This is a genomic window from Bacillus paramycoides, from assembly GCF_001884235.1.
Taxonomy (GTDB): domain Bacteria; phylum Bacillota; class Bacilli; order Bacillales; family Bacillaceae_G; genus Bacillus_A; species Bacillus_A paramycoides.
In genome coordinates this window covers 13,395-33,679 of the sequence record NZ_MAOI01000007.1, presented here as the reverse complement: position 1 = coordinate 33,679, position 20,285 = coordinate 13,395, and the positions used below count along the sequence as shown (strand labels likewise).

Genomic DNA, 20,285 nt, shown 5'->3' with positions numbered 1-20,285 from the left:
TTTCTCAATTGAGTAACAAAAAATGATTTAATCTGGTTTTCCTGTTATAAAATTTTTCATCGTTCCATTTCCATTGTTTCTTTTTTTCTATTGGATTTCTTTGTAGCCTTCGACTGCTCTATATTACCTGGCTCTGGCTCCTTTTCTTTTTCATTCGTTTGTTTTCCGTTTAATGGCTGAATTTTTTTATCTACATCCATTTCCTTTGAAGTTGTAGACTGATTCACCGTTATTCCTTCTTTTCCAAGTTTCTCATCCACCTGGTTTTCTAATTTCACAACGTGTTCCTGGCTTACCAGCTCATTATCAATCGAAACATACTTTGTTGTATAATACCGCTCTTCAGCTTTTACACGAGGGACAATACTATCAATATTATCTGGTGTTTCTTCATATTGTGAGCGTCTGTATGCTTCGTATTTCCGGCTTAAATCCTTATCTAAAGTAGCTGACTCCTTTTCTTTTGAAGGTTGAATTTGTTGATCTAAAGAAGCAATAGGTGCATATCCCTCCTTCTTCATTTCTTTATACAATTCCACTTCTTTCTCATTAAATGAGGGATCTTTTTGTTCCTCCGCTTTATCAACTAAGATTCCATATCGTTCATCTTTTACGATTTCATCTAGACTCATATTTGCATCCTTTTCATAAATGACGAATGACAAATTTCCTCTTCCATCAAAAATAGAACTTTGAACCTTTTCATATAAATCTGGTTTCAAAATATTATCTAAATAGACATTTTCTCGTTTCCCGTTCTTTTCCATTAGGGAAACATATAAATCGTCCCGATCTGTTTTATCTTGATTCCATACAGACAAATAATTTATATCTTTCGTAACAGCATCCATCATGTGGATTCTTGCCAGTTCTTCATCTTGTATACCGTTTGCTAACACTTCAATTGTAATTAAGTGATTGGGTGTCTCTTTTATGTTTTCTAATGTATTTTCATGTGCTTTTTCCATCGGCATTTCTTTGTTACTTCTATAATTCACTACTTCATCTCGTAACGCTTGTTTCACTTCATCCGATAGATACCTTTTCTCGTTTAATACTTGTTCATAAGGTGTCTTATAGTCTCCATCTCCAAGATCCAAACAATCCATACTCACAAGCTCCATTCTCCCAAAATCCCTATCTACTTCTTTTGGAATGGCGATATGATAACGAGTTTTATCATATGGTACGTATTCATCTTTTTCTCTTGCTTCCTCCTTTGCTTTTTCGATATTTGAAATGACTTCAGACATTTTTTCATTTGCCTCTCCAAATGGGATTAATTGATTACTTGCAAAATTTTCGTTTTCACTCCATTGAATTAACATAGTTGGACGAGTAATTTCATTCTGATTTAGAGCTGCATATCTTTCTTTATTTGCCACGTTAAATGCATCTATGAATTCCTTATCACTCAATTGTTCTCCACGCTCTACAGGTTGAAATGCTTGGTTTCTAGAATTTGTTAGATCTCTTAACTGCGTAACGGAAACTAGTTCTTGTGTCGTATTACTTAGACTCATATATTCCACCAATAAAATATTTTTTTCATCCTGTTTTTCATTTTTATTTGCCATACCTTCCACCTCTTTTTCATTTATTTTTCCTTTTTCCTTTTCTAACGTGTTTTCAATTGTTTCAATAAATTCAATGGAGGTTTCATGTACTTCTTTCAATAACTGGGTTTTATCTTTCATCTCTTTTCCTTTTGTCCAACTGGCTAGGTAACCGAGGGAATATTCGCTCGTATCAATTCCGAAATAAGAAGAAACAGCATAAGCGGTCATTTCTGCTTGAAACTCTTTTTCTGGTGCTGTGTAATTCATATGTGTTTCTGCTGTATGAAGTTTGGCATGTGCCAATTCATGAAGTAAGGTTTTTACATTTTGTAATTCACTGTTTCGTGGATTCAATGCAACTTCTTTTGTTAAGGTGTAGCTGACACCCTTTGCGACACCAAGCTCTGCTTTTGGTTCAATAATTTTTACACCGTTCTTTTCCGCAACAGCCTTCATCCCTCTGTACAAACTCTTGTAATCTTTTACGCTTCCTTCTAGCCAACGGTTCGGAAAAATGCGTGGTAGGTCTTCCGCTTTTGCGTTCGTTTGATACACATCAAACACATGGCCAACAGCAAAATATAAGCGACCTGGTTTCACTTCTACGCTTTTAGAATCAATTTGTTTTTTCTCTTCTTCATTTGCCTTTGTAACGGATTTCCATGTCCCTTCTTTGTCTTTAAATTTTGCTATAGTTCTGTTTGGAACAAGGATCTGGATTCCTTTCTCACCCTTCTTAACCGCAAACCCTTTTTCTTTCCAAAAAGAAAAGGAACCAACTGCCCTGGCTCCTTCAAATTGACTCTGTATTAATGAAATATTAGATGGTGAATACTGATAAAACTTTGCCATAAACGATAAATAATCTTTCAAATCTCCTGGTGTACGAAAATAGCCTTCTATGCTTTTTTCCATCTTTTTTGTTAAAGCTTGCACCGCCTCTTTCTTTTCTTCCGGTGATTTCGTTTGATACTTTTTCTTATAATTTTTACTCATGATCTTCTCCTACTCTTTCACTTGCTCTTTGCAATTCCTCCATGTCTTCTTCATTCCATCTTTCATTTGTATCAAAGAAAAGCGCATGTGTTTTTACGTTAACCGGAACTAACATATTCTCTTGATTCATGACATGGACTGCCAGTTCTCTCACTTGTTCTCTTGTAATTTTAATTATTAATTCTTCATCCTTTACAAGTAACACAAGTTCATCTTCTCCAATTTCTTTAATGACTCCTAATGCGATATCTTCATAAAATAATAACATCCTAATAACCCCCTATTTTTTTTATAAAAAAGAACAATGTATCTTATGTTACATTGTTCTTTGATGCCTCATGATCTATACGTTTTTGTCTAGCATGACTAATCCGTTCCGCTACAACTTCCTTTGCCATTTTCACGCCACCGACTTCTATTTTATCCGTAGTAATAATACTCTCTAAATCTAAGTCATTGGCAAAAAAGTAACCATTCATTAATTCAATTAAAACTTGTGTATTCCTATCCGCACTATTTGCACCAAGACGAATTTTTGTTAGCTCACTTTTTAATATGTCATGAAGATTTTTAGAAACAACTTCTGAAATATAATTCAATGACCATTCTGTATTTTTTGATGCTTGATGTTCTCTACAAATCCTTACAATTGCTTCGCCGTTGTATCTAATATTGTGTTCTTCCATATAATCTTTAATATACGTATCTGTTTCTTCATCCAATGTAATTTGCATGCGAAAGTCCTTCATTTAATAACCCCTCTCATTTTGATATGCACTTTCTTTTTGCATACGCTCATAATACTTTTGGTTCTTCCAGCTTTCATATTCACTTTTAAACGCACGTTCTACTTTCCTCATAGAATACTGAATAGATACATTCTGTTGAAATTTTTGAAACGGCTTTGATTTTTTCGTGTGATGGATTCTCTTTTGTTCTTTATCGTATGCCTTCATTTCTTGTAAAAAGGCGTTCCCCATTCTTTTATACAGGTCATTGATTTTATTCGTCTTGTAATTTTCATATTGCTTCTTATCATACTTTCCTTCTCCATATGCTTCTTTAAAAACTTGCACTTCTTTATCTAACTTTTGGAGAAACTGATCGTAATCTTTTTTATGATGATGTTGAATATATCTCCTGCTTAATTCATCAATTTCCGGCTTCAATGGCTGAATTGTATTGTAGCTATATTGCCACTGTCTTTTATCACTTGGTAACTGTTTATAGATTTGTAAAAACAATGGTTTCAAATGTTGATTGCGCCAATCAAAAACCGAATCCTCTTTTTTACTTCCCACCATATTGTTTCGAATCAGATCATTAATTTGTTTTTGTTCCTGCTTACGATCTAACAGATTATTTACGACTTTTCCCCTCATCGCATCCAATGTTTTGGGTTTTCTTTTTCCACGTTCTCTCGTTGGAAATGGTTCAACAGTTGCCACGTGAATATGAATGTTATCCGTATTAAAATGAATGGCTGCCGACCAAGTAGAACTTTTTTCTAATCCCTCCCTTTTCTGCATTTCCTTCATTGCAAGCCGTGTCACATCCATTAACTTTTTTTCATCTAATGTTTTCGTTTTCTCATCATAAATACCTTGTTCCTCTAGCCAAGGATTATGAAAAGAAATGACATCTTGCCACATGATACTTCCATTTTCATGAGCGGTTTTAAACATTTCCTTTAAGGCTTTTTTCTCACTTTCTGTTAAGCGATTTGCGTGTTCCGTAAACAGTGCCGATGTCTTTTCTGGATTCCCCATATATTCTTGATACGTTTCAAACATTTTCGGATTTAGCTTCACTTCACTTTTTGCTTCTTCTCGATCTACATACTCAATATAGTTCTGAAAGGCATCCGAACTCGGCAATACAAATTTTGTTTTTAAAACAACACCAGGTGTGACGGAAGAGTGAACAGGAACGGCATTACTCATTTTCATCATCCTGTGTCATGAGTTGTATAAACTCATTCATTTTTTTCATTTCTCCATAACAATCATTCATCATATGGATGTTCTTTTGGATGATATTTTCTAATTCCATTTCTCTTTTATTTTGCTGCTGAAAAAATGCCAGCATTTCAATTTGAGCTTTCAAAAATTTTTGCCGGGATAATCCTTTCCTCTTTGCAATTTCATCTATTTTCTTTACAGCAATTGGATCTATTTCTCTTATTCTAATTTCCACTTTTCCCTCTCCTTTCTGCAATTCTGGGTAGAGATCAAAAAATAGTGAGAAGAGCATAAGGGTTTTTTGTTCCCACCTAAGGTGTGAAGCTAGGCGGAGCCTAGCAAAACGATGGGAACAAGAAAACCTTCTAGGTGTAGACTCACTCACGACTCATTTTTTCGTGATGTGGACTCACTCACGATACAAAATCCCCTGATGTAGACTCACTCACGACATGACTTTTTTCACTTTTTATTAATTTCTTGTGCTTTTTGTTCTAATTTTTTGATCTTATCTCGTGCAATTTTTTGTTCCCCTTTAAACAATTCAACGTTCTTTTCTGATGATTTTATTTTGGATTCTAAAGATGCTATTTTAGATTGTGTTTCCGTTTTTTCCGCTTCGGTTTGGTACTTCATTTCATCTTTCAGTTCTTTCACTTTCTCAAAAACTGTCTTCCCATTTTCTTCTTCAAGCTTGATTGCTTTTCCATAATTTTCGATCTTTGTTTCAATATCTTTTTTGTCTCTTTCTATAAAATCTAACTCATATGTTTTTTTATTTTCAGCTAATAATTCATCATTTGCTTTTGTTTTTCTTTGATCGGTAAAAATCGTCTGAACAAGTTTATTCGGACTTTTTGTTGATGCATTTTCTTCTTCATATTCGTTCACATCTTGTGTGAATTTGCGAATATCCATTTGTTCTTTTTCACTGTTTTTATTGTAAATATCAAAAGCTAACGCTCCCCAATTCGGAGATAATTCCTTTACTTCTACTACGTAATTTCCGTTTTCTTCATACAATACTTTGACAGGTAATTGAACACCAGACTTTGCTTTTTCTTGCGCCTTAAATGTGAATCCTGTTTCCTCATAACCTTCTATTCGAAAGCGAATTTGTATAAAGTTTTTGTGTGGATTGTATTCCCTTTGTTCTACAATCAATTTCCCCATCCCTGACAACTTGATTACTTTATTTGTTTCTGTATGGAATAGTTTTTCATCGTTTGGCATGTAAATTTTAGATGTTAAAAAAGCGAAAAAACCAAAAAATAGAAAGCTGATAATTGCTAGGTAAACCCACGACTTATTTTTTCTAAGATTAATTCTTTCACTCTTCTTACTGATTGCACCTATCACACTCTCACCCCACTTTTTTCGTTATAAAACTTTCATATTTAGCTCTTCTACACTCGTAACTCGCCATGTTTCCTTTTCTTTTTTTATGATAATTCGCAACACATTGTTTACCTTTTCTTCTCGATTTTGTGTTGAATCTGTCGTGATATTTATAAATTCGGCTAACACATTTACCTCCTCTTTATCGGGTTCATTTTCTTGTAAATAAAACTTCATTTCTATTGGTTTTGTTTTATACGTATCTCCTAATTCGTATTTGTCAGTCGGATAGAATTGTTGTAAAAGTTCTTCACTCATAATGGATTTTGCTTTTTCTTTTCGTTCACTGTACCCTTCTTTTTCTCGATGAAATGATAATTGTATAAACGTTTCGGCTGTCGATAAGTACTCCCTTCTCTGTTGTTCTTGTGCGGAAGGAAGTACTTTATCCAGACGTTTCTTTAAATCTTCATTCTGTCTTGTTAGTAATTCATTTGAAAGTTTTAACTGTTTTTCTTTACCATCACTCATTGATTTTTTACTCAAATAGATATTAAAAGCTGTTACACCTACAACTAAAATGACAAACACAATAAACAAAAATTTTCGTTTATCTTTCATTCTTTCAGTCTCCTATTCTTTTGGCTTTTAGAACCTTCTTACGTGACCAGAAAAGACTTTTTTCCAATATGGATTATTTAAATCTTCAATGGAAACCCCTTTATTTGTTTGGCATCCAATGAAAGTATTTTTATCAATTACAATGCCAACATGACCATCATGCTTGTAAGTATCAAAGAAAATAACATCACCTGGTTTCATATCATTCGCTGATACTTTTGTACCTATTTTATTTAACGTTTCCGTACTTACCGCTCCCATTGGACTAACATTCATCCCTACTTGTTCGAATGCCCAGCGTACAAAACTTGAACAATCAAATATCCCTCTTGCAATGTCATTTGTGTTACGTCCACCACCAAATACATACGTAGAACGTCCTATCCATTGACGACCTACATCGGCAACTTTTGAACCACTACTTCCACCACTTCCTGGATTTCCTCCACCACCAGAAACGACAGAACCTGGCTGATAATATTTCAAAACGGCATCAACATACAGGATGTCGCCATAACACGCATCAAATGGAACGGCTTCCGGCCTTAAACAATGATACATTCCTGTGTGCTTCACCTTTTGATACTGTTGTTGTGAAAATTTAATTGCTAATTCTTTCGTATACTTGCCACCATTTGCACCAATAAAGTCAAAAAATCCTGTCCCAAAATTATAGGCTTGAAGTGCTGTTTTGATATGATCCATGTCACCCGGACTCGTTACACCAGCTCTTTCTATCGCATGTTTAAACTCTTGTACGCCAGCCCCAATACTGTAATCTGGATCTGTAATACAGTTTGGTGATTTACAATATTTCGTATTAAATGCGCCCTCGGAACTCTGCATGGGATCACTACCACGCCCTCCGCTTTCTTGCATCATTTGGGCAAGCATTAAAGCGACAAAGGGTTCCACACCAAACTCTTTCGCATATTTCCGAATGGTTGGCTCCCATTTTAAAACTTCGGGTGAAACATTCATAACTTGCCCCTCTCCTGTATACGTAATATCACCTGTGTCTGTTCCGCTATCGCTTCCCATTGCTGCAATAAAAATACTAACGACTCCAAGTAAAAGAAAAGAAAAAAGACCCATCACAATTAGCGCTAAAGTGATGAGCCATTTCTTTGGTATAATCTTTAAAACTAGATGCATGGTATTAAGCACCTCCCCCAAATAACATCAATTCTTCGTCTGTTACTTCTACATGGAAGTGAATGTTTTTTACAGCCCCAATACTTAAAATGACATCCCCTGTTGGTAAATGTGGAATCGCTGCAATCTCACTTTCACTTAACTGTCCTGCAAATACTTTTCGTAACATATCTAAACTGTTATTATCTTGTTGCATGATGAATTTGTACTGTGTTAACTCAAATAATACTTTAATTTCATCCACCATTTCTTGTGACGATCCATCCGGTACAAAATCTCGTATACTATGACTTGCGTATAAAAGCCCTGCAAAATATTTTCGATCTTCTCGACTAAATTTGATTAAAAATCGTAGAGCATGAGCGCTTTCTTTTTTCGTGTTAATAATATGGTGCGCCTCGTCAATAATAATGAAATAACGTACAACATCTTCAAAAGCAATTTGCTTTTTATTAAAGGCTCTTAATTGAGGAGCACCATTTGAAATCATTTCATCCCAAAGGAGATTTAACACATTAAAGATTTGTGCTTGAAACACTTCTGGTTTAAAACTAGATATATTACGTAAGGAAAATGATACAACTTGTTCTTTCTTAAAATCTTCAATTGTAGAATGCCCATCAAACAATTCTGCATATGCTTCTACTAAATTCATAAGATTTAATTCAATTAATTCTAAACGATGGATTCTACTGTCCCCTAAATTATCATGATGCTTTCTACTTTCTACATCTTGATATAATTCGTTACGAACAAACGTTAAAAAGTCGGAGAAGATAGGGTATTCTTTCGGTTTTCTTGTTGTAATTTCATTTGTTGCTCCCTTTTTATCGTTCCATAATTCCATACGAATATATAATTTGCGAAGCAAATTTTCATATTCTTTAATTTCATCATCCTTTGCTTCTGGTGCAATAAAACGATAAAAAGTTGTCAGTTTAGATAAATGCTGAATGAAACTAACTTCCTCACTTTCTGCCGTCTTATATACCTGAAGTGGGTTAATTTGACCTTGCGATCCATCTAATGCAATTGTCTTCCCCCCTAGCTCATCTACTGTATCTGTAAACTCTTCTACAACATCAAAAATGCGAATGAAATGACCTTTACTTGCATAATCCACGGCTTTCTTTTTTAACAATGTTGATTTTCCAGCACCAGGCTTTCCAATCATTACTCCGTTATAACTCTTCCTTTGTTTGTCTTTATGAAAAATATCAAAAATAACATTTCCTTTTGTTTTCGTTGTTCCATAATACGTACCGTATGGATCATGCAAATAGGAATAGTGAAATGGGCACCCACCAGCCAGACTGACTGCCGGAATTTCTTTCCCTTTTCTTCGGTTCACATAGTTTTTTTGTGTATCAAAGCTCTTTACGAGTGCATCCCATTCATATTCTTGTTCATTTAAAAAGACAGCTCCTCGAAAGTTATAGGATTCTAATGATTCCACGATTTCTTTCACTTGTTTTTCTAACTCATCTAATGTTCTAGAGGAAACATAGATACGGATGTGAATACGTTTCATGACTTCACCTTGCTTCAAATCTGTATAGAGAGCTTCCAGCTCTAAGAATTCATTTTTCGCATCTATCCGATCTATGTTATCCTTCGCTGTATCATGCCGAACACTTTGTTCACTCAAAGATTTATTAATGGATTCAACAACCTCTTTTCGGTCATCACTCATTACATCTAATGTCGTGATCACATTTGGCATATTCATAATTTGCTCTAACCAAAAATCATTTACCTCTGTTGGATAGTCAAAAACATGAATACAAGTAGCAAATCCATCACCTGTTTGCACATAGCTTTCTTTAAAACTTATTCCCCCTTGTGGTTGAACTCTAGCCACTAAATACGGGTTGTAACCTTTCTTCTTTTTTAGTTCTTCTTGTCTTTCCTTTTTGGATTTTTTACTTTTGAACGCAAACATCGTGTTTCCCCCTCACTACCATATATTTTTCGTTCCCAATTTTGCATTTTGATTAAACAATTTAAACATAAGCTCTAACTTTTTCTCTTCATCCACCTCTAATAGTTCAGTAGAGCGCTTGATATATCGTTTTGCTGCATCCACACGTTCCTTTACGATTAATTCTGTTTCTCCGTAAATAAATAAAAAGGCTTCACGATTTGTTCTTCCCCATTCTAAAAACTGCAATTCTTTTAACTTCTGATTTAAAATTCGTTCATACAAAGGACTGGTACATTCTTTAATTTTTTTCTCTATATATCGTTGTTGTTCGGTTGTTTGACATGGGAAGTTCAAAAAAACAAGTTTAATTGACTGTTTGTATGCTTGATAAAAATACGCATGTGAGAAAATAACAAATGCTTGTTCTTCACTATTCTTAGAGAACATATCGTCACCTTCAACTTGAAGGATTTCTAAAAACTCCTCATTTTTCAGCTCAAATATGCCGTCTTCCGTCATATCTATGATTTGCATAATTTCCGCAATACTTTTCTTTACCTTTGGTGGTGCTTCTTTCTTTTTTCTAGACAAAAAACCTAAAAGTTTTGGATTTTTCTTTTTCAAAACATCTTTCTTGGGCTTTTCTTTCTTCTGTTTTTTTACTTTTCTTTCTACCTTTGTTTTTTCTTCCTCTTTCTTTTCGTTGGGTACCACCTTAACAATTTCTTCTGGCTCAGAAAGTGATTCCTTTACATTTTTTTCGTTAAAACGAAATGCCTTTTTCTTCGGTCTTTCTATTTGTTTTGGATTTTCTTTTTCTACATCTTTTTCGCTGAATAACGCCATATGTGATCCCTCCCTTATTGATCGTTATCAATGGCACAATATGCACCTTTTCTTCTTAACAATGTAATAATCAACACTTCGTACATTCGTTTTTGAGGATTCGTGCTTGGTCGCCAAATCATGATAATGGCAATAACCGCCATGAAAATAACGAATGGTAACTGAAGAGAATCATGTACGAAATTCCTAAGAATCATCGTTACAACTAATAAACCAATTAATAAAAAGAAATCTATTAAATAAAGCACTTTATTAATCCGTAATTCTGTACTGATTTCCTTCGGAATCCGATAGCTCCTCATCGGGATTCCCTCCTTTTCGACAATAAAAAATAAGCGTAGTCGTACGCTTATTTTTCATCTTTATTCTTTTTATTTTTACTCACGATATCTCTCCAACTTTTACCCGTGTTTTGCCCCATTTGATAGAAACGCTTTGTATTTTGTACCGTTTCAGAATTATGAATGCGCTCTTGCACTCCTCTTACCGTTTGTTTCACCGATGATGTTGTATGTTTAACTTTATCGGTTGTATATTGTCCTAATGTCCGTGTTTCCTGACTTCTACTTGCTGCCACTTCTTTATCACTTTCATAAGGAATAATTGGGCTACTATGTGTCACCGTTACGTTGTTGGCTGATGCCGGGCTACTTCCACTTGGCACTGATCTTGGTGTTTCCATTGGTGCTGGGCTTCCTCCACTTGGTACTGGTCTTGATGTTTCCATTGGTGCCGGACTTCCTCCACTTGGTACTGGTCTTGGCGTTTCCACTGGTGCCGGGCTACTTCCGCTTGGTACTGGTCTTGATGTTTGACTTCCTTCACTTGTTCCTTGTCTTACTGTTCCTGGTGTTTGACTTCCTTCACTTGCTCCTTGTCTTACTGTTCCTGCTGTTTGACTTCCTGCGCTCGCTCCTTGTCTTACTGTTCCTGCTGTTTGATTTCCTTCACTTGCTCCTTGTCTTACTGTTCTTGCTGTTTGATTTCCTTCACTCGTTCCATTTGCTTTTCCAGCCTCTTTCATTTCATCTTGAAGACTTGTTGTTCCCGATTCTTGCCCATTTGCTACCCCAGGGGTTTCGTTCCCTTCTTTTTTCATATCTTCTTGAATAGATGGCATGCCACCATTCTTTTTATCTTCTTCCTTATTTAAGTTACCTTTTTCTTTTTCATTTTTTGCTAAATCATTTCCATTTGCTTTCTTCTGATCTGCTTTTTTCATTTGATCTTGCAAGGACTCTTTATTTTCGGACTCATTCCCTTTTTTCAAGCCACTTATAAGACCAGCCATACCACCTGTTGCCATTGCTGCTGCACTTGCCGTTTTAGCTGCTGCAACACCAGTTCCTTCCGCTGCACCTTTCGCTCCTTTTCCAATCATATTCCCTAGACTCTTCATTGGTTTTGAATTTGCAAGAGCGCCAATTCCTTTACCAAGTGCTAAACCACCTGCTAAACCACCTGCTAACATGCCCCAGCTGCTCTTTAATCCAATATCTATTCCAAATAACCTTTCTACTACTGCTGGACCATCTAAAACTGCCATACTAAATGCCGCTAATGCAATAAGATACGGGACACCATTTAATTTGTCATGGAGAAACGTTGTTCCCATTATATATAGCTTCAAAGATAGGAAAATCATAATCGTTGCTACAAATATATTGAGGATATTGGATAATACAGCTTTTAACTTTTGACCATTCGCAACATCGGCTGGTGCTAATATGTTCGCCAATAAGTAGTTAAATGCCAATTCGTAAAATAATCTAGCCAACTTAATACTTACTAATAACAATGTTAAACCTGTTATCAATAACGTAAAGAATATATTCCAAAAGTTCCAATGCCAGCGATAATACTTTTCTGGGAAGAAATCAAACCAACCATCTTTCAATTCGGCTAAAGATGCGACTCCTAACGCATCCATTACCCTTTTATTCTGTAAAATTTTTTGACCACCATCTGATAAATCCTTATCTTTCGTAAATTTGAAATCGGAATCAATTTTTTCTGTAATATCTATTTGTCTGATATTTTTTTCAGGAATATTATTTTTCGGATTCATATCTTCTTTCTTTTTCCATCCGTTTTGATCTATTACTGCAATATCTGTTATATTCTTCTTAATAATTTCATCACTTAAGGAACCTTTTTGTTCTGATTTTACAACTGCTATGGCATCATCGGTGAACTTATCAACCTTTGTCATACCAGTACTTAATAAACAAAGTACACTTAGTGTTACGAAAATATTAATGATAATTTGAGAACGGTTCATTTGTTTGTTCATAATGAACATGTAGCCAATATATAAAAACGAAATGGCTAAAAGAACGACAAACAGTGGATATAACATATCCACAAAATTTTGTATTTCCGGTGAATTAAAGAATCCTTTAATCCCCAGTATGGCATCTGTCACACCCTCCAAAGCATCTACAACCAAAGATAGCCCTTGAATTAAGAACCATCCTAGCCAACGCAATACATAATTCACAATGTCTCCTACTTGAAGATAATCCGAGAACTCTTCTAAAACCTTTAAAATCTCTTCATCTTTCACTATTTATCCTCCTCTCATGCTTACTACTGCCCTAATACTTCCTTTGCTGTCCAATTCACCCTTTCATTCAGTCTGTCAATACGAATAATCAATTTCCCTTTTTGTTCCCGATCTACTGAAAGGAAAAGAACCGCATCTTCTAAACCAAGAATGACCTCATTTTCTTCTGTTACAAATGGCGAGTAACTATCTAAAATCAATTGCATTTTATCCGTTATTATCGGTACACACATTCTCTCTTCCTCCTTTATGTTTGGATTCAAAAAAGCACTCAATCATTTGAGTGCCTTTTTAACTCGTTACTTTTTCTTTTTCTTTTTCTTCTAACTCACGTAAAATTCGATTAATCTTTTTTTCAACTGCTTGATAAACACTTTTGTCGATGTGGTCATTGTGAGCTAACATTTGAAATTCACTGTAAAACTCGCCCATTTCTTGATGTTCAACCTTATCTATTGATTTCCCTAACTGTGCTAAAAAGAACTTATCAACCAGTTTCAAAACCGCTAAATCAGATTCAAAAAATTCAACAACCGTTTTTGATTTCCAATTTTCAATAGTGAGTGAGTCAAACGGGCTGTCTTCCTGCTGAAACGCCCCTTCGGGTATGTCTTCATCAATTCCCATCATTTTTGGTTCTTCTATTGGCTGCGGTGCCTCTACTGGTGAAGAAGCTTCCTGTTCTGGCTCCGGTGTTTCTTTCTCGATTTGTTCTGCCTTTCTATCTCCTAAGAAATCTACAATAAGTTTTTTAGGATCTACATCATCATGTAGGGAGTCAATATCTATATCTAAAATAGATTTATCTGTATCGAACTCTACCCCTAGGTATTCCCATCTGTATTTTAAGGCCGTTTCGTCCGTGTTATAAATTGGTCGTGGTCTGATACGTGTTCGGTTATTATCTTGACGTTTTATGACACGAATAACAGTAGTTTCTCCTTCTTTAAGAGTCATAAGTTCATTTGGTGTTAAAAGTGGTCGTTGATCTAGACTTTCGGTTTTATTTTTATCTGTAGAGAGACCTTTTCCACTTCGGGAAAGTGTGTTAATTGTCTTGTTCCCAAGCTTTTTCGATACTCTTTCGGCTGTCTGTTGGTCATTTGTTAATATATAAATGGTATTCCCACAGTTACCATCGATGGTATCTGCATCATCTCCATATTTGTTTTTTAGTTGTGAATACGCTTGAATGATGAGATTAAAACGGATATTTCTTCCCAAACAAACCGTTGCTAACGTTGCCATTCCTTCTATACTCGGCATGTTGCCAAACTCATCCAAAATAAATACTACTTCACGATGACACTCATTACCACGAGCAAAGGATGCACCTTTAGCCAATATAAAATAAAGCTGTCTTACGAAAATAGAAGCAATCACATGATTCGAAGAATCAAAGTCTGGTGTAATCATAAAAATAGCCACTGGTTTATCGAAATAATCCACTTTTGTGACTTGCATATCTTCATTTTCTTCTACTACTTTAAATTCTGTATGACCTGTCTTTTCATCTATTTTCGAAATAGAAATGGATGTTTGGGTTTGAGGATTTTCCTTTTCGTTACATTGAATGGTATCCCCAACTTTTATTACTTGCTTAAAATCTAATTCAAAACGTCCTGTAATATCTGCTTTGATAGACTCCTTTGAGCCATCTGGAAATACAATTTCTACTCGTTTTCTAGGTGTTACTTTTCCTTTTATCGTTTTTCCAAACCCTACACGTTTTAAATCCACACTGTTTTTCGAAGTCATTTTTGCAATTTCATCGAACGTAAAGATAGAGAGTCCGTTCATTGTTTGGGTGAAGATTCCGCCTCGTGTCGTTCCTTTCGAGAAGTTTGAGGTTGCATATTGCATTTTCGCAACATTATCTGCTGGCAACCCTTCAAAGTATAAATCTAATGCATTTTGTGGATCTGCTTTTGGATCTACGATTACCTCTTTTGATCCAAGTTCTGATAACATATTTGCAACTGCATACATTGTGATTTTTTCTTCTGTACCCTCCGCAATACATTTATCTGTAACTGCTAATATCATGGCGTTACACAAGCTCATAGCGCACTGTTGCCAAAAAGGATCTTTTACAGTTGGGTTGTAATACAAAGTGTGTGAGAGTGTTTTACATAATGCCTGTGCCGTTGAATAATCTCCATCTTTATAGGCATCTTTGACAAGCTGCAACAAATTATAACTCATAGAATCAAGTGGGTTTAACAAGTTCAAAACTTCAATGTGATACCCTCGCTCTTCCAGTGTTTCTTTCGATGCACTGAAGAGCTCACCTTTTGGGTCATTAAAAATTAGGGATGGCTTATTTTCCGCTCTAGAATAGACATCAATTGTAGGGAATACAAAGGTTTCCCCTTTACCAGAGCGTGTTGTACCAATGATTAAATTGTTTACCGGACTATCATCAATAAATACTTTGTCACCTAGTCGAGAGATAACGACGCCACCGCCACCTTTAAATGATTTCTCTCGATCTGGTACAGCTCGATATTGCTTTTTCAGCTCTTCAACTGTTGTAAAACGACTAGATCCTTTCTGATGATTATTTAAGTTTTTAAAGGAAGATTTTAATTTGTACACTGTTCTCACTATAGTTCCAATCACTAAAAGGAAAACAAGTAAGTAGTAAATTGGATGCTCTGTAATCGGCATCCGAAAAAGAAATCCTATCTCCATATGAAATGGTTTGGGATGTAATAAGTCACTAAATGTTGTTTCTATCAGCTCTAAAGATAAATTGAGTAAAAAATTAGCGATTAAAAACATTCCAACAAACAAAAAAGTACTCAATGGAATGAGTACTTTTTTTTCAGCTAACTTATATTTAATTGAAATTTCATCCTTGTACATGGGCAAGTGAATCCCCCTTTAAACTGTTACATCTGATTTTGACTCTTTTTTATTTAATTCTGTCGGCTTTTCTGGATTTGTTGGTTTTTCTGGATTTGTTGGTTTCTCTGGTTCTGTCGGCTTCTCCGGTTCTGTTGGCTTCTCTGGTTCTGTTGGTTTCTCTGGTTCTGTCGGCTTCTCTGGTTTCGTTGGTTTCTCTGGTTCCGTTGGTTTCTCTGGTTCTGTCGGCTTCTCTGGTTCTGTCGGCTTCTCCGGTTCTGTTGGCTTCTCTGGTTCTGTTGGCTTCTCTGGTTCTGTTGGTTTCCCTGGATCTGTCGGTTTCCCTGGATCTGTCGGTTTCTCTGGTTCTGTTGGCTTTTCTGGTTCTGTTGGCTTCTCTGGTTCTGTTGGCTTCTCTGGTTCTGTTGGCTTCTCTGGATTTGTTGGTTTCTCCGGTTCTGTCGGTTTCTCTGGTTCTGTTGGCTTCTCTGGATTTGTTGGTTTTTCCGGTTCTGTTGGCTTCTCTGGATTTGTTGGCTTCTCCGGTTCTGTTGGCTTCTCTGGATTTGTTGGTTTCTCCGGTTCTGTTGGTGGCTCTATAGGTGGTTTGGGTTTTTCTGTCCCTGTATTTTCCGTATTACCATTCTCACCTTCCGGTGTAGCTGGTAGGCTCACAATTGCATCTGGTTTCTTCTCTGGAGGAATAATTTCTCCTATACTTGCTACTGAAGAATCAATATTTTGATCGCCAAATGCAAAATGATCTCCGTTTACGGTGACTTGTGGCTTATTATCCGTAATAGCTGCAATCACATTATCTTTTGCTGTATCTTGAATTGATTTATCTGTTGTTTCTTTATCAAAGAGTGCTAGAACACGAGAAGTGGTGTCATCCCCATTTTGAAGATTACTTACAATAGATTTTTCTTTAAAATTAATTTTCGATTTATCAAGCTCTTCGAGAACATAAGCAACTTCATTATCCTTACTTTGAATTGCATTATCTGTAATTGCTTCGAAATCTTGTTTGTTCAGATTCTCTTCCTTTTCCTCCGGTTTATTCTTATCTACCTTTTTTGTAATAGCTGGTTTACTTTTTGATGATTCCTTACTTCCAAACCAACTGCAACCTGTCGTACTTAATATCAATGAACCACCAAGAAAAACAATCCCCATTTTTTTGTACAAATTCTCATAATTTAATGGCATGTTATTTCTTCCCCCTTAGATATCCTTTAGATCCTTATCAATTTTTTCAATCTTAGCTTTCTTTTCCTCTTCACTTATCGTAGATTGTTGAATATCTCGTTTCTCTAATTCTTTGACCTCTTTCATCAAGTTTTTATTTCCTTGCGTTTTGGCAAAAGAATAACAATCTTCATATTTTTTTAGATTTACAAAAGCCTCAACAATGAGTTTTTCACGTCTACCATCCATATTGACTTTCCCCTTAAGTTTAATTACCTCCTCATATTTCTTATTAAGCGCTGCCTTTTCAAAGTCGATCACATCATTTTTGACATCAATTTCATTGATTTTATTCATGTTGTCTATCCCAATAAAATAAGCAACCACACTTTCTGCAAATTTCGGCTCATATTGTAATGCCTTATTTGCCTTTCCATTTAATAAATAAGTAAATAAAACTGCCTTCTGGCTATCTTTATCTAATTCTGTGTAATTGACTTTATCGAAGTATTTAACGGCTTCCCCATACTGTTGAATGGCTGCCTGTTGTAATCCTTTTACTACATATTGTTCAGAACCAGCATTTGCACTCGAAACCGGATCGGAAGAGAATAATTTAAAAGCAAATATGGCACCAGCTCCCATTAACACCACGCTTCCTATGACACTCGCAATAATCTTGAATCCTTTTCTATTTTCCTTTTCAGGCTTTACATGAGGCTTTATTCCATCCGATGGACTATAAGAGGGTTCTTCTTTTCTTACTGGTAATTCTTCTTGATATTCATATTCTTCATGAAAAGGAGAATCATTGATTTCCCTTTCTAACGTTTCTAACAGCTCCTTTTTTTGTTCCTCTTGTTCTGGATCTAATTGCATCACATTCATTTTTTTAGAAATGTGATCAAAAATGTGATCTGCATATCTCGAACCAAGTGATAACGTACCATTATAAATTTCATTAGCATGAACATCTAACAAATCGAAATCAATATGTTCTTGCCGCCCTGTTTCTCTATAAACTCGTTCTAATCGCTTAGTTAAGGTATAAGCTTCATGAAACGAATATTGCTTACCCGACTTAATTTCTGTTCCATTGCTACTCTTAAAAATGACAAACATGGCTTCTCCTTTCTCACATTCACTTTAAATTCCAATAAAAAAAGGCAACAAAAAAAGCCATACCTTTTGCATAGCTCCCTCATTGCCTTTTTATAATTTTTCACTATTTCATCCAAAGAAATGGGAATAAGATTTGACCAAATTTAACATTGCTATTTACGCTCTCTGCTAAGTATTGGCATCCCATTACGATAACAAGTCCGGCTGCCCCACCAATAAACCACCAAATACATTTATGTCTTCCTCGTTCACCACCCCAAATTAATAGATAAGCGCCCCAGCAAAATACAATCGCTGTACTCACCATTGCCCCTCTTTGCATCCATGTAATAAATGAATTCCCCGTATTAATTAGACCATCCATCGCATCACCTAAAACTAACATTTGAGCTATTGTTCCCAACATATACATTCACTCCCTTTTCATTTTTAGATGCTTACACATTACTAAGCTGACTTGACTCATTCGGCTTGCTGCCTTCTTTTACTTCTGTTGATGTTGTTTTATAAGCTTGTAAAGCTTTCATTACTAAATCTTGATTTTCTTCAATGTATTTCTGATGATGTAAATGAAGCCAATGGTTATAATCCTGACCATTGGCTCTTAATAGGTTTGCTACCATATCTTTTTCTTTTTTTAATTCCCTTTGTGTAATCGCCACTGTATCACCACCTCGTATGATTAAGTTAGGTTTTTTAGGAATGGGATTCACCTATAAACCCAAGAGTATCCAGCTTTATGAGATACTTATATTTGTAGATAGAGTGTTGCCGATCACCACCTTGAATCCTTGTATTCGATTGAAAGATTGGTACCTCTGTCTAATAAGTAGTTTACGAATGAGTTGGATGTTGATGACCATTGGTCATTCTTCGTATCTCTTACGAGGTAGTAGCGCTTATTAGTTCAGGGGAGGATAACACTATCTAAAAATCATCAAAATAGGGGTGTATACTATGTTCTACTTAGGTATTGATATTGCCAAACACAAGCACTATGCTTCCATCATTGATTCCACTGGGAAACCTATTACCAAGCCATTTCCTTTCCACAATCATAAAGAAGGTGGACAAGCTTTATTAACTTGGCTTTACCGATACATTAGTTCTCCGACAGAACTGTCAATCGGGATGGAGGCCACCGGTCACTATTGGATAGCTGTCTATTCTTTTCTACTAGATCATGGTTTTTCTGTGATTGTACTGAACCCACTCCAAACCAATGCATGGCGAAAGGGAACAGAAATTAGAAAGAGAAAAACAGATGCCATTGACGCCACTATGATTGCCGATGTCATACGATTTGGCCGCTTCCTTGAAACTCCACTCGTAGACGAGAAAATGTTCGCTTTAAAACAACTAAGCCGGTTTCGTAATTCTCTTGTACGTAATATAAGTGATTTAAAACGTAAGGCGCTTGTCGTGTTAGATCAAACCTTTCCAGAATATCAAAGTATTTTCTCTAATGTCTTTGGCAAAACGTCTTCACAGCTCCTAATTGAATATACATCTCCTAGCGATTATGAAAGACTGTCTATTGATGATTTGACACTAATAATTGAGCAAGCAAGTCGTTGCCGACTTGAAAAAAAAACAGCCAATCAACTGATGGAATTAGCCTCAAACTCATTTGGTGTCACCTTTTGTAAAGATGCTTTCTCATTCCAATTAAAAATGTTGATGGAGCAAATCCGCTTTATTGAAACTCAGTTGAGAGAATGTGAGAATCAAATGTCTCAACTATTAAGTGACTTAGATACGCCAATCACTACTATTCCGGGTATTGGTCCTATATTAGGTGCCACTATATTAAGCGAGATTGGGGATATAGGCCGCTTTGACAAGCCTTCTAAACTTGTGGCTTATGCCGGTATTGATGCCACTATTTCTCAATCAGGTCAATACGAATCAACTGGTATGTCTATGTCCAAACGTGGCTCCTCCCATCTACGTAGAGCATTATTTCAAGCGGCTATTACTGCTTATAAACATGACCCTGTATTAAAAGCTTTTTATGAAAAGAAACGAAATCAAGGAAAACACTATTATGTTTGTATAGGAGCTGTAGCTAGGAAGTTGTGTTATATTGTCTATGCCATTCTAAAGAGTAATAAACCCTATAAAATCCCTCCATTCCCAGTCCAGAGATAACTTTTTTATTT

At 35.6% G+C, this 20,285-nt stretch carries 19 protein-coding genes; 1 reads left to right on the top strand and 18 read right to left on the bottom strand.

The window, feature by feature from the left end:
• Nucleotides 1-56: 56 nt before the first annotated feature.
• The 18 genes from BAU28_RS00610 to BAU28_RS00520 form a co-directional block, all read right to left on the bottom strand.
• Nucleotides 57-2,555, bottom strand: coding sequence for an LPD25 domain-containing protein (locus tag BAU28_RS00610; protein WP_071717412.1), 2,499 nt, complete (start codon nucleotides 2,553-2,555; stop codon nucleotides 57-59).
• A complete protein-coding gene (locus BAU28_RS00605; protein WP_071717411.1) occupies nucleotides 2,548-2,823 on the bottom strand; it encodes a hypothetical protein in 276 nt (91 codons plus the stop codon). The genes BAU28_RS00610 and BAU28_RS00605 overlap by 8 nt, the downstream gene beginning before the upstream one ends.
• Before the next feature lie 43 nt (nucleotides 2,824-2,866).
• Nucleotides 2,867-3,304, bottom strand: coding sequence for a hypothetical protein (locus BAU28_RS00600; protein ID WP_071717410.1), 438 nt, complete (start codon nucleotides 3,302-3,304; stop codon nucleotides 2,867-2,869).
• On the bottom strand, nucleotides 3,305-4,498 hold the full coding sequence (gene mobP2, locus BAU28_RS00595) for a MobP2 family relaxase (RefSeq protein ID WP_071717409.1): 1,194 nt from the start codon (nucleotides 4,496-4,498) through the stop codon (nucleotides 3,305-3,307).
• Nucleotides 4,491-4,751, bottom strand: coding sequence for a hypothetical protein (locus BAU28_RS00590; protein ID WP_071717421.1), 261 nt, complete (start codon nucleotides 4,749-4,751; stop codon nucleotides 4,491-4,493). Before BAU28_RS00590 ends, mobP2 begins: the two co-directional genes overlap by 8 nt.
• A 227-nt stretch (nucleotides 4,752-4,978) precedes the next feature.
• On the bottom strand, nucleotides 4,979-5,875 hold the full coding sequence (locus BAU28_RS00585) for a hypothetical protein (protein ID WP_071717408.1): 897 nt from the start codon (nucleotides 5,873-5,875) through the stop codon (nucleotides 4,979-4,981).
• A 21-nt stretch (nucleotides 5,876-5,896) separates the two neighbouring features.
• On the bottom strand, nucleotides 5,897-6,475 hold the full coding sequence (locus BAU28_RS00580; protein ID WP_071717407.1) for a MerR family transcriptional regulator: 579 nt from the start codon (nucleotides 6,473-6,475) through the stop codon (nucleotides 5,897-5,899).
• Between the two features lie 27 nt (nucleotides 6,476-6,502).
• Nucleotides 6,503-7,630 (bottom strand): bifunctional lytic transglycosylase/C40 family peptidase, encoded by a 1,128-nt coding sequence (locus BAU28_RS00575; RefSeq protein ID WP_071717406.1) that lies wholly within the window; start codon nucleotides 7,628-7,630, stop codon nucleotides 6,503-6,505.
• Between the two features lie 4 nt (nucleotides 7,631-7,634).
• Nucleotides 7,635-9,572, bottom strand: a complete 1,938-nt coding sequence (locus BAU28_RS00570) for a VirB4 family type IV secretion system protein (RefSeq protein WP_071717405.1) — start codon at nucleotides 9,570-9,572, stop codon at nucleotides 7,635-7,637.
• A gap of 15 nt (nucleotides 9,573-9,587) precedes the next feature.
• Nucleotides 9,588-10,400 carry a hypothetical protein gene (locus BAU28_RS00565; protein WP_071717404.1) on the bottom strand — a complete coding sequence of 271 codons (813 nt, stop codon included), beginning with the start codon at nucleotides 10,398-10,400 and terminating at the stop codon, nucleotides 9,588-9,590.
• A 14-nt stretch (nucleotides 10,401-10,414) separates the two neighbouring features.
• On the bottom strand, nucleotides 10,415-10,702 hold the full coding sequence (locus tag BAU28_RS00560) for a DUF5592 family protein (protein ID WP_071717403.1): 288 nt from the start codon (nucleotides 10,700-10,702) through the stop codon (nucleotides 10,415-10,417).
• Nucleotides 10,703-10,749: 47 nt separating this feature from the next.
• Nucleotides 10,750-12,966, bottom strand: a complete 2,217-nt coding sequence (locus BAU28_RS00555) for a pLS20_p028 family conjugation system transmembrane protein (RefSeq protein WP_071717402.1) — start codon at nucleotides 12,964-12,966, stop codon at nucleotides 10,750-10,752.
• 23 nt (nucleotides 12,967-12,989) lie between these two features.
• Nucleotides 12,990-13,199, bottom strand: a complete 210-nt coding sequence (locus BAU28_RS00550; RefSeq protein WP_048376551.1) for a hypothetical protein — start codon at nucleotides 13,197-13,199, stop codon at nucleotides 12,990-12,992.
• 58 nt (nucleotides 13,200-13,257) lie between these two features.
• The gene (locus BAU28_RS00545; protein ID WP_071717401.1) at nucleotides 13,258-15,834 is read right to left on the bottom strand and encodes a VirD4-like conjugal transfer protein, CD1115 family; all 2,577 of its coding nucleotides are present in this window, start codon (nucleotides 15,832-15,834) and stop codon (nucleotides 13,258-13,260) included.
• Between the two features lie 18 nt (nucleotides 15,835-15,852).
• The gene (locus tag BAU28_RS30825; protein WP_116500254.1) at nucleotides 15,853-17,022 is read right to left on the bottom strand and encodes a hypothetical protein; all 1,170 of its coding nucleotides are present in this window, start codon (nucleotides 17,020-17,022) and stop codon (nucleotides 15,853-15,855) included.
• Nucleotides 17,023-17,037: 15 nt separating this feature from the next.
• Nucleotides 17,038-18,123 (bottom strand): hypothetical protein, encoded by a 1,086-nt coding sequence (locus BAU28_RS00530; RefSeq protein WP_071717400.1) that lies wholly within the window; start codon nucleotides 18,121-18,123, stop codon nucleotides 17,038-17,040.
• 103 nt (nucleotides 18,124-18,226) lie between these two features.
• Nucleotides 18,227-18,535, bottom strand: coding sequence for a hypothetical protein (locus BAU28_RS00525; protein WP_071717399.1), 309 nt, complete (start codon nucleotides 18,533-18,535; stop codon nucleotides 18,227-18,229).
• 25 nt (nucleotides 18,536-18,560) lie between these two features.
• Complete coding sequence (locus BAU28_RS00520; protein ID WP_071717398.1) at nucleotides 18,561-18,785, bottom strand: hypothetical protein; 225 nt, start codon at nucleotides 18,783-18,785, stop codon at nucleotides 18,561-18,563.
• A 295-nt stretch (nucleotides 18,786-19,080) separates the two neighbouring features.
• Here BAU28_RS00520 and BAU28_RS00510 point away from each other — a divergent pair, with 295 nt between their 5' ends.
• Complete coding sequence (locus tag BAU28_RS00510) at nucleotides 19,081-20,274, top strand: IS110 family RNA-guided transposase (protein WP_071717397.1); 1,194 nt, start codon at nucleotides 19,081-19,083, stop codon at nucleotides 20,272-20,274.
• The last annotated feature ends 11 nt before the right edge of the window (nucleotides 20,275-20,285 follow it).